We start from the raw sequence: 8300 nt of genomic DNA on the forward strand, positions 1-8300 counted from the left end.
TTTCTTGCCACTTACCAATCATACTTCAAATGTTTCACGGTTTTCTTTTCGCCCATAATCATTCGAAGTGAAGCAACTCCGATTTCGAGATGCTCTTCCACATAATTTCGAGTGACCAGATTATCGCTTTTATCTGTTTTAACTCCCTCGGGAGTCATCGGCTGATCGGAGACAAGCAGCAAAGCCCCCGTAGGAATATGATTGGCAAACCCGCAACTGAACAGAGTCGCTGTTTCCATGTCTACCGCCATTGCCCTTGTTTGCTTGAGGTATTCTTTAAAGGAGTCGTCGTGCTCCCAAATACGGCGATTGGTTGTGTATACAGTTCCCGTCCAATAATCACGAGCATGATCCCGAATAGCCGAAGAAACGGCACGCTGAAGCATAAATGCCGGCAACGCCGGAACTTCAGGAGGAAAATAGTCGTTCGAAGTTCCCTCACCACGAATAGCCGCAATAGGAAGAATCAGATCTCCAATATGATTTTTCTTATCAATTCCTCCACATTTTCCCAAAAATAGACAAGCCTTAGGGTGAATAGCCCCCAACAAGTCCATGATGATGGCAGCGTTGGGACTTCCCATGCCGAAATTAATTATCGTAATCCCTCCGGCAGAAGCGGAAATCATATTAGCATCTCTTCCCAAAATGGGAACATTAAATTGATCGGCAAATATTTCAACGTACTTATTGAAATTGGTCAACAGGATATATTCTCCAAAATCCTCCAGTTTACGTTTAGTGTAACGAGGCAGCCAATTAGCCACGATTTCTTCTTTCGTTTTCATAATTATCTATTAAATTTGTAGCTTTAATCAATAGAGCTTATTATTAACTTACAAAAATAGTAAATGTTATCGTTAAACCTACCAGCATTTGATACAAAAATCGACGTAAGAAACGGAAAGAGCTTTATTTTCGACACCATACGTAAACGGTACGTGGCTCTTACTCCGGAAGAATGGGTGCGACAACATTTCGTTCATTTTCTGATCGACCATAAAGGATATCCGCAAGCTCTCCTTGCCAACGAAGTAATGGTGAAATTAAACGCAACGACCAAGCGATGCGACACGGTACTTTACCGGAGAAATCTTTCCGCACGGATGATTATAGAATACAAGGCCCCCCATGTCGAAATCACGCAACCGGTATTCGATCAGATCAGCCGCTACAACATGGTTCTGAAAGTCGATTATCTGATAGTAAGCAACGGAATGCAACATTATTGTTGCCTCATGGATTACAATAATCAGACTTATACTTTTCTCAAAGACATTCCCGACTACCATAAATTGTAAAAGAACTATTAATTCCCGAGAACATCTATCTAATCATATAATAGTCAACATGCTATAATAAGATAAGATCCGTTTGCAGAAAACAATCATATCAACATGATTACAAGCAATTATAATCGGATGACGAGAAAATTTGTCGGACAGCAAATAAGGAAGCACAAGTAGCTTCAGGAAAATAAATAAAAGAAAAATAGGCGTAAAACAAACCTGAATCGAGAAAAAACTATGCGAATCCGCTCAGCAATAATTTATAAAAAATATCTGTTATACCGATTCGCGTAGTAAATAATGGATAGTTCCCATCAAATTATTACTATATTCGAAAACAGGATTCAAGTATAACACCTGAATCCTGCAAATTTCTATTTACACAAAATGGGATATTTCCTAAAAAATTATTGATTTAATCCCTTCCAACCGCCTGTTTTCACTCGGCAGATTTTCTTCTGATCGATCTTTTCGTAGTAGTTGGCGCTGATTCCGCCTTCGCTTCACTCCGTATTCCCGCCAATTCCGGGTCAATCATGATACGTCCGCAGTATTCGCATACGATCACTTTCTTACGAGAACGGATATCCAATTGCCTCTGAGGCGGAATTTTATTAAAACAACCACCGCAAGCATCGCGTTGTACATATACAATGCCCAATCCGTTGCGGGAGTTCTTGCGGATGCGTTTGAACGATTGCAGCAAACGCGCTTCTATTTTAGTTTCCAGATCTTTGGTCTTATCCCTGAGTTTTTCTTCCTCTTGCTTTGTCTCGGAGATAATTTCGTCCAGCTCGCCTTTCTTCTCATCAAGGTCCTTTTTGCGCTCTTCAAGTAGCTGTTCGTTTTTCACGATTTCAGCTTCTTTCTCTTCTTTTTCCGCAGTAAATTCCTTGATTCTTTTTTCGCTCAATTCGATTTCCAGATTCTGAAATTCGATCTCTTTAGTCAAGAAGTCATACTCACGGTTGTTACGAACGTTATCTTGTTGCGATTTATACTTTTCTACAGAAGCCTTTGCCGTCTCAATATCCAGTTTTTTACCGGAGATGCCGGATCTCAGTTCTTCTGCTTCGGCTTTAATTTTATCGATACGGGTGCTTAAACCGGCAATTTCGTCTTCAAGGTCCTGCACCTCCAACGGAAGTTCACCCCGCAAAGTCTTGATTTCATCAATCTTCGACAACATCGTCTGTAACTGGAACAGAGTCTTCAGCTTCTGTTCCACCGTCAAATCACTCGGATCTTTTTTCGCTTCTCTAGCCATTTTTATAAGTATTTTATAGGATTCGTATTTATTTTACTCAATTGGAGCGCAAAATTAGGAAATAAATCCCGAATTATGGAATAAAAAATTTCTTTTGTATACTGTTCGCTTTCGTAATGACCGATTTCCGCCATCAGAATTTCCTCTTCACGTCCGAAATAATCGTGATATTTGATTTCTCCGGTGATGAACACATCCGCTCCCGAACGAATGGCCTCCGGAAGCAAGAAAGCGCCGGCTCCTCCGCAAAGGGCTACTTTTTCTATTTCTCTGCCCGACAACTTATTGTGACGCAGGCACTCCACCTCAAATATCCGTTTTATCCGTTTCAGAAACTCGAGTTCTGTCTCGGGTTCTTCCAACTCGCCTACAAGCCCTGCTCCCATCTGTTTCCAGTCATTCTTCAAAGGATACAGATCGAAAGCCGGTTCCTCGTAAGGATGGGCGTTCAGCAAAGCCTTCACGGCTTCTCTTTCTTTGTAAACCGGAAGAATCGTTTCTATCCGGACTTCCGATTCACGATGCAACTCCCCTATTTCTCCACAGAAAGGGCGGGCTCCTGCGTTTGCCCGGAATGTACCCTCTCCCTCCGAATTGTAGCTGCACGAGTCGTAATTGCCGATGTTTCCGCATCCGGCAGCAAAGAGAGCCCGGCGCACCTTGTCTGCCTCTGCGACGGGAACAAAAGTAACCAGTTTGAGCAAGCTGTTTTCTTTGGGAGCCAATACACGTAAATTCTTCAAACCGATCTTTTCGGCTATTTTGAAATTCACGCCATTTCTCGCATTATCCAGATTGGTGTGCATAGCATATACCACGATATCGTTTTTTATCGCTTTCAATATGCAGCGCTCCACGTAGTCTTTGCCCGTAATGGACTTGCATCCTTTAAACATGAGCGGATGGTGCGCAATGACAAGGTTGTATCCCAACGCGATAGCTTCGTCCAACACAGCTTCGGTAACGTCAAGACACAACAAAGCCCCTGTTGCTTCCGCATCTGTCAATCCGATTTGCAGGCCGGCATTATCGAATCCGTCTTGCAATGGCAGAGGCGCGAACCTTTCAAGGGCGCTTACTATTTCCTTAATTTTCATTATTCCCAGAAAATTTAAGTGCAAATATACTCAAAATAAGTAAGAATAAGAATTTTCTTATTGTTTTTTATCAGATTCATTTTCTTTTCATCCAAACCTTGTTCTTCATCGCATAGCGTTCATCCACTACACGATCGGTCGGGAAGAAAGTGAAAATCAGCCTCCAGCCCGTTTCTTGATATACAAACTTACGCCCGTTCGATCCGCGAAGGATGGATTCGTGCTTTTCTTTCAAAAAAGCCTCGATATGCCGCGGGGGTTCACAGCCTGTCGCCGAGAAGTCTACCGTAACAAAAAAGCCCGGGAGATGAATCTCCGCCACTTCTTTCAGAATCAGTTCTTCCAAATTCATCTTTTACTCTCACCGGTTACCTGCAACAATTTGCCGTATGCGTCGAACGACTTGCGCGAAGCCAGCGAAATGGTAATCATCAGCGACAGCATAGAGGCGGTAAAGGTTATCACCATAATCATCATCTGATATTTGATTGCAACGTTCGGACTGCTTCCCCCCAATATCTGTCCGATCATGGTTCCGGGCAAAGCCACCAATCCCATGACGGCAATATTGGCTATCAACGGGCTGAACGATTTGATGATGGCCTGCCTGATAAACGGCGCCTGCGCTTCCTGACGAGTGGCTCCGTTGCCCAAGAGATAAGAGTAAAGCTGTTGCTCGCGCTTCAACCCGCTATAATAGGTATTCAGCGCAATAACGTTGCTCGACAGCATATTGCCCATCAGAATACCGAAAATCGGAATTAAGTATTGGGCATCGAAAATATTATCCGGACGAAGTACAATTACAATGAAATACATTCCCACCAGCAACACGCTGCAAAGAAACCCCACCGAGACGGGAATCAACAAAATGCTCCGTTTGAGCCGGGTGCGCACCAAGGCGGTCTGTCCCGCCACAAAGACCATCACGATTACCCATAGAAAATTAATCCAGGGACTGTTCCATAGAAACAGATATTTCAGATACATCCCGATCAGAAACAACTGGACAATCATTCGCAGCGTACCTATGACAGCCGGCTTCAACAACCCCGTTTTAAATTTCCAAAGGTAGAAAAAAGGAATGACGAGCAATAACAAGCCTGTAAACAAGTTGAAATAAGAAATATCGATGGTTCCCACTATCTTGTTTTTTGATTTATAATTCGATTAAATAATGACATCCCGAAGCAAAATCCTTATCGTGCGACACAGCCAAAACGGCTGCTCCCCTCTCCGCCTGCCGCCGGAAAAAAGAAAGAACCCTGTCTGTCGATCCGGCATCCAAAGCCGATGTAGGTTCGTCGATAACGATTAAAGGTTTATCGAGCATGGCTGCTACCGCCAGCATGATGCGTTGGCGTTGACCGCCGGAAACTTCGTTCACACGTTTATGATACAATTCCTGTTCCAATCCCAATTCGTCGAAATAGCGAAACAGTCTTTCTTCAGAGAACGGGACGTCGCGGTTCACTTTCAGCCGGAACGGAAGAGCTGCCATCTCTTTGACCCACTCGAACGGAAGCGCCAACTCTTGCGGTATCCATGCAATCTGTCTGCGAATAATGTCGACAGTGGTCTTATCGAGCAAAGTACCTCCTACGGTAATGGTTCCTTCTGTCAGAGGGACAAAGCCCATGACGGCGTTCAACAGCGATGTTTTGCCGCAACCGGACTCGCCTGCGATACATGCCGTTTCACCTTTTTTCAGACGCATTGTAAATCCGGAAAACAGTACTTCCGTGCCCAAAGTTATACAAGCGTTATTTATATATAACATAGCATTTTCAATTCTTTCCACGCGGCAAAGGTACTATTTTATTGAAAAACGTTATCTTTGCCTCACTATTTAATTCAATAAAAACATGATATCCAACGAAAGGGACACCCGGCACGAACACGTACTGCAAATAGCCCGGCAGATGATGACTGCCGCGCGCACCGCCCCGAAAGCGAAGGGAGTCGATATCATCGAAGCAGCGATGATAACGGGAGATGAGATTAAAAAACTATCGGACAAGATGATAGAAATGACAGAAGAACACGGTATGAAATTTTTTCTTCGTGACGCCGACAACATATTGAATGCCGAATGTATTGTGTTAATAGGAACGAAAGAACAAGCACAAGGATTGAATTGCGCTCATTGCGGCTTTGCCACTTGCGCGGGACGTACGGAAAACGTACCTTGCGCGCTCAACAGCATCGACGTGGGCATTGCCATCGGATCGGCATGCGCCATGGCAGCCGATATGCGTGCAGATACCCGTGTCATGTTCTCGGCGGGACTGGCGGCACAGCGTTTAAACTGGTTGAAAGACTGCAAAACGGTTATGGCCATTCCGGTGAGCGCATCGTCGAAGAATCCGTTTTTCGACAGGCAACCTAAGGGATAAGCAACACATCGGCGGTTGTTGCCGATACAAAAAGAAAGCGATGAAATAAGAGGTGGCGATAAATTGCGCCGGGTCTCGCATTGGGTAAATAATAAAGACTTAAAAAACGAATATGGGAATCAACGTAGGCTATCCTCTTGTGATTCGTTCGGAAAAAGAATTACAGCTGGATTTCAGAAAAACAATCTATGAACAGGTAGAAATGAGATCGCCTCACCTGCCTGCCGAATGGCATCCGCAAAGCGGCGTGCAGTTGACATGGCCGCATGCCGGCACCGACTGGAACTATATGTTGGAGGAAGTGCAGGAATGCTTCGTACACATAGCCCGGGAAATTGCCGCACGCGAATTGCTACTGATTGTGACTCCCGAACCGGAAGAAGTAAAAAAACAGATCGCCGGCAAGGTAAACATGAGCAATGTCCGCTTTCTGGAATGTCCTTCAAACGACACGTGGGCACGCGACCACGGCGCGATCACGATGATAGACGGAGGCACTCCTTCCCTGCTCGACTTTACCTTCAATGGCTGGGGACTTAAATTCGCCTGCGATATGGACAATCAAATCACACGCCGTGCCGTAAAAGCCGGCATGCTGCACGGGCATTACGTCAACCGTCTCGGATTCGTCCTCGAAGGCGGATCTGTAGAAAGCGACGGAATGGGAACTCTTCTTACCACTTCCGAATGTCTCCTCTCTCCCAACCGGAACGGACAAATGAACCGGATGGAGATAGAAGAATACCTGAAGTCGACTTTCCATCTGCGGCAGATTCTCTGGCTGGATCACGGGTATCTGGCGGGAGACGACACAGACAGTCACATCGACACGCTGGCGCGATTCTGCTCCACCGACACCATTGCCTATGTGAAGTGCTCCGACCCCGAAGACGAACATTACGAGGCGTTGCAGGCCATGGAAGAACAGCTGAAAACTTTCCGCACATTGGCGGGCGAGCCTTACCGGCTGTTGCCGTTGCCTATGGCCGACAAAATAGAAGAAAAGGGTGAACGGCTCCCTGCCACGTACGCCAACTTCCTGATTCTGAACGGAACCGTGCTTTATCCCACATACAATCAGCCGGAAAACGACAAGGAAGCGGGTGAAGTATTGCAGCAAGCATTCCCCAAGCACCGGATAGTGGGCATAGACTGCGGCGCCCTGATCAAACAACACGGTTCTCTGCACTGTGTCACAATGCAATATCCGCAGGGAGTGATTAAATGACCATATAAAAAACAGTTATTCATCATGAGAAAAATAAAAGTAGGATTGATTCAACAATCCAATTCAGAAGACATACGGACTAATCTGAGGAATCTGGCAAAGAACATAGAAGAATGCGCGGCCCGCGGCGCCGAGCTGGTTGTATTGCAGGAGCTGCACAACTCTCTGTATTTCTGCCAGACGGAGAATACCGACTTGTTCGACCTTGCCGAACCCATCCCCGGCCCTTCCACCGGCTTTTACTCCGAGCTGGCGGCTATGCACAAAATCGTTCTCGTCACTTCTCTTTTCGAGAAGCGAGCTCCGGGTTTGTACCACAATACGGCAGTGGTGTTCGACAGCGACGGAAGCATGGCCGGAAAGTATCGTAAAATGCACATCCCCGACGATCCGGCATATTACGAAAAGTTTTATTTCACTCCGGGAGATATCGGGTTCGAACCGATTCAGACATCTTTGGGAAAACTGGGCGTATTGGTATGCTGGGATCAGTGGTATCCGGAAGCAGCCCGCCTGATGGCACTGAAAGGGGCCGAAATTTTAATCTACCCTACGGCCATCGGATGGGAAAGCAGCGACACCGACGAAGAGAAAGCACGCCAGATCGATGCATGGATTATCTCTCAACGCGGACATGCCGTTGCCAACGGGCTTCCGGTTGTTTCGGTCAATCGTGTCGGGCACGAGCCGGATCCTTCGCGCCAAACCAACGGAATCCTGTTCTGGGGCAATAGTTTCGTTGCAGGGCCTCAAGGGGAAGTTCTGGCACAGGCCGGAAACGAGCAACCGGAAAACATGGTTGTCGAAATAGACATGGAGCGCTCGGAGAATGTGCGTCGTTGGTGGCCTTTCCTCCGCGACCGTCGAATCGAATCTTACGAAGGGCTGACGAAGCGGTTTATCGATTAACGCCCGAGAGCTTTTGCCGTTTGAAAAAAAGGCGGCGGGCTTTGAAAAAAAGGCGGCGGGCTTTGAAAAAAAGGCGGCGGGCTTTGAAAAAAAGGCGGCGGGCTTTGAAAAAAA

Annotated in this window: 10 protein-coding genes; 4 read left to right on the top strand and 6 right to left on the bottom strand. The window is 46.1% G+C overall.

Going from position 1 to position 8300, the window contains the following annotated elements:
- Positions 1-11: 11 nt before the first annotated feature.
- On the bottom strand, positions 12-788 hold the full coding sequence (locus GGR07_RS10440) for an AMP nucleosidase (RefSeq protein WP_021644452.1): 777 nt from the start codon (positions 786-788) through the stop codon (positions 12-14).
- A gap of 63 nt (positions 789-851) precedes the next feature.
- Here GGR07_RS10440 and GGR07_RS10445 point away from each other — a divergent pair, with 63 nt between their 5' ends.
- Positions 852-1301 carry a type I restriction enzyme HsdR N-terminal domain-containing protein gene (locus tag GGR07_RS10445; protein ID WP_021644451.1) on the top strand — a complete coding sequence of 150 codons (450 nt, stop codon included), beginning with the start codon at positions 852-854 and terminating at the stop codon, positions 1299-1301.
- 427 nt (positions 1302-1728) lie between these two features.
- Here the strand turns inward: GGR07_RS10445 and GGR07_RS10450 are convergent, their stop codons facing one another.
- The 5 genes from GGR07_RS10450 to GGR07_RS10470 all read right to left on the bottom strand — a co-directional run bounded on the left by GGR07_RS10450 (position 1729) and on the right by GGR07_RS10470 (position 5433).
- Positions 1729-2556, bottom strand: coding sequence for a zinc ribbon domain-containing protein (locus GGR07_RS10450; protein WP_021644450.1), 828 nt, complete (start codon positions 2554-2556; stop codon positions 1729-1731).
- 2 nt (positions 2557-2558) lie between these two features.
- Positions 2559-3653, bottom strand: coding sequence for a Nif3-like dinuclear metal center hexameric protein (locus GGR07_RS10455; protein ID WP_021644449.1), 1095 nt, complete (start codon positions 3651-3653; stop codon positions 2559-2561).
- 76 nt (positions 3654-3729) lie between these two features.
- Positions 3730-4005: a hypothetical protein gene (locus tag GGR07_RS10460; RefSeq protein ID WP_021644448.1), complete on the bottom strand. Its 276-nt coding sequence runs from the start codon at positions 4003-4005 to the stop codon at positions 3730-3732.
- Complete coding sequence (locus GGR07_RS10465) at positions 4002-4796, bottom strand: ABC transporter permease (RefSeq protein ID WP_021644447.1); 795 nt, start codon at positions 4794-4796, stop codon at positions 4002-4004. Before GGR07_RS10465 ends, GGR07_RS10460 begins: the two co-directional genes overlap by 4 nt.
- Before the next feature lie 16 nt (positions 4797-4812).
- A complete protein-coding gene (locus GGR07_RS10470; RefSeq protein WP_034543311.1) occupies positions 4813-5433 on the bottom strand; it encodes an ABC transporter ATP-binding protein in 621 nt (206 codons plus the stop codon).
- Between the two features lie 85 nt (positions 5434-5518).
- Between GGR07_RS10470 and GGR07_RS10475 the strand changes: the two genes are divergently transcribed.
- The 3 genes from GGR07_RS10475 (at position 5519) to GGR07_RS10485 (ending at position 8186) form a co-directional block, all read left to right on the top strand.
- Entirely contained in the window at positions 5519-6049 is a 531-nt protein-coding gene (locus GGR07_RS10475) for a ferredoxin domain-containing protein (protein WP_021644445.1), read from the top strand.
- A 112-nt stretch (positions 6050-6161) separates the two neighbouring features.
- On the top strand, positions 6162-7277 hold the full coding sequence (locus GGR07_RS10480; protein ID WP_034543310.1) for an agmatine deiminase family protein: 1116 nt from the start codon (positions 6162-6164) through the stop codon (positions 7275-7277).
- A 24-nt stretch (positions 7278-7301) separates the two neighbouring features.
- Positions 7302-8186 (top strand): carbon-nitrogen hydrolase, encoded by an 885-nt coding sequence (locus GGR07_RS10485; RefSeq protein WP_021644443.1) that lies wholly within the window; start codon positions 7302-7304, stop codon positions 8184-8186.
- The last annotated feature ends 114 nt before the right edge of the window (positions 8187-8300 follow it).

The sequence above is a fragment of the Bacteroides pyogenes genome (assembly GCF_014196225.1).
GTDB classification, from domain to species: domain Bacteria; phylum Bacteroidota; class Bacteroidia; order Bacteroidales; family Bacteroidaceae; genus Bacteroides; species Bacteroides pyogenes_A.

Bases quoted from the DNA above. Each gene is read 5' to 3' on its own strand.
- GGR07_RS10460 (WP_021644448.1), bottom strand. From the start codon at position 4,005: ATGAATTTGGAAGAACTGATTCTGAAAGAAGTGGCGGAGATTCATCTC.
- GGR07_RS10485 (WP_021644443.1), top strand. From the start codon at position 7,302: ATGAGAAAAATAAAAGTAGGATTGATTCAACAATCCAATTCAGAAGAC.
- GGR07_RS10475 (WP_021644445.1), top strand. From the start codon at position 5,519: ATGATATCCAACGAAAGGGACACCCGGCACGAACACGTACTGCAAATA.
- GGR07_RS10450 (WP_021644450.1), bottom strand. From the start codon at position 2,556: ATGGCTAGAGAAGCGAAAAAAGATCCGAGTGATTTGACGGTGGAACAG.
- GGR07_RS10440 (WP_021644452.1), bottom strand. From the start codon at position 788: ATGAAAACGAAAGAAGAAATCGTGGCTAATTGGCTGCCTCGTTACACT.
- GGR07_RS10455 (WP_021644449.1), bottom strand. From the start codon at position 3,653: ATGAAAATTAAGGAAATAGTAAGCGCCCTTGAAAGGTTCGCGCCTCTG.
- GGR07_RS10445 (WP_021644451.1), top strand. From the start codon at position 852: ATGTTATCGTTAAACCTACCAGCATTTGATACAAAAATCGACGTAAGA.
- GGR07_RS10480 (WP_034543310.1), top strand. From the start codon at position 6,162: ATGGGAATCAACGTAGGCTATCCTCTTGTGATTCGTTCGGAAAAAGAA.
- GGR07_RS10470 (WP_034543311.1), bottom strand. From the start codon at position 5,433: ATGTTATATATAAATAACGCTTGTATAACTTTGGGCACGGAAGTACTG.